Source organism: Acidovorax sp. KNOB132, from assembly GCF_057541515.1.
This window is the reverse complement of the sequence record NZ_BAAJYT010000468.1, coordinates 1-1,760: the sequence shown is the minus strand read 5'-3', so window position 1 is coordinate 1,760 and position 1,760 is coordinate 1. Positions and strand designations below refer to the sequence as shown.

Below are 1,760 nucleotides of genomic sequence, written 5' to 3'. Positions count from 1 at the left end.
GCGCCTACGAGGCGTTCGCGGCCAAGCAGAAACCCGTGTTCGCGGGGGATTGAGGCCATGCACGCCGTCACGCCCCCCGCGCCCGCCGCCCCGTCCACGGCGCACCTCGCCCTGCCGTTCTTCGGCGAAGCCCACCGGGCATTGGTGGATGGCCTCGTGCCTGGGCCGCCGCGCAGGCGGTGGACGAATCCGACGACCGCGCCGCCTGCCGCGAGTGGGTGCGCCGCCTGGGCGACGGCGGCTGGCTGCGCTACTGCGTGCCCGCCGCGCACGGCGGCGCGCTGGCCGAACTCGATTCCCGCGCGCTGGTGCTGCTGCGCGAGACCCTGGCCTACCACTCGCCCCTGGCCGACTTCGCCTTCGCCATGCAGGGCCTGGGCAGCGGCGCGATCACGCTGGCCGGCAGCGCCGCGCAGCAGGCACGCTACCTCCCCGCGGTGGCGCGCGGCGAGAAGATCGCCGCCTTCGCGCTCAGCGAGCCGGAGGCCGGCTCCGACGTCGGCGCTATGCAAACCATAGCAACACAGGCAAACATTCCGCCGGCACAGGGCCAAAACGGCTCAGAAACGGCTGGCGATGCCATGGGCGCCTACACGCTGAACGGCACCAAGACGTGGATCAGCAACGGCGGCATCGCCGACTTCTACTGCGTCTTCGCCAAGACCGACCCGGCCGGCGGCACGCGCGGCATCAGCGCCTTCATCGTCGATGCGCCCACGCCGGGCCTGGACGATTCGCACCACATCCAGGTGATGGCGCCGCACCCGCTGGCCACGCTGGCGTTCGACGGCTGCACCGTGCCGGCCGATGCGCTGCTGGGCGAGCTGCACGGCGGCTTCAAGCTGGCCATGCGCACGCTGGACATCTTTCGCGCCTCGGTGGCGGGCGCCGCGTTGGGGCTGGCGCGGCGCGCGCTCGCCGAGGCGGTGCACCATGCGCGCACGCGCCGCATGTTCGGCCAGACGCTGGGCGACTTCCAGCTCACGCAGGCCAAGCTGGGCGAGATGGCGGCGCTGGTCGATGGCGCGGCGCTGCTCACGTACCGGGCGGCATGGATGCGCGATGAATCGCTGTCCGCGGGCCGCGCGCACGATCCTTCTGAGGCTCGGAATCGCAGCGTGGCAGCGGCGATGGCCAAGATGACCGCCACCGAGCACGCCCAGCGCGTGATCGACATGGCCCTGCAGATGCACGGCGGGCGCGGCGTCGAGGTGGGCGCCAAGATCGAATCGCTGTACCGCGACATCCGCGCGCTGCGCATCTACGAAGGCGCCACCGAGGTACAGCAACTCATCATCGGCAAAGCCGTCTTGCAGGAGCAGGCATGACCCCCAGCGCACAGACCGACACCTTCGTCCACGACCGCCTGCCGCCGCGCGAGCAGTGGCCCGCGCTGCACTACGACCTGCCCTCGCTGCAGGTGCCGGACCAGGCCAACCTCGTGCAGGTGCTGTTCGATCGCGCCGCGCAGGCAGGGCACGGCGGGCGGCCGCTGCTGCGCTCGCCCACGCGCACCTGGACCTACGCGCAGGCGCAGGACGAGGTCGCGCGCATCGCCCGCGTGCTGGTGGACGGCCTGGGCCTGGTGCCCGGCAACCGCGTGCTGCTGCGCGGCGGCAACACGCCCGAGATGGCGCTCGCCTGGCTGGCCGTGGTGCATGCCGGGCTGGTGGCGGTGGCCACCATGCCGCTGCTGCGCGCGCGGGAGCTGTCCGACGTGATCGAGCGCGCCCAGCCCGCCGCCGCGCTGTGCGACGGCC

At 72.7% G+C, this 1,760-nt stretch carries 1 protein-coding gene and 1 pseudogene; both read left to right on the top strand.

Annotated features, from left to right (window positions below):
* Positions 1–57: 57 nt before the first annotated feature.
* Positions 58–1,328: pseudogene (locus AC27IO_RS23780) on the top strand (acyl-CoA dehydrogenase family protein).
* The coding region (locus tag AC27IO_RS23775) for an AMP-binding protein (RefSeq protein WP_498741123.1) at positions 1,325–1,760 on the top strand (436 nt) is incomplete at its 3' end. The pseudogene AC27IO_RS23780 and the gene AC27IO_RS23775, both read left to right, overlap by 4 nt.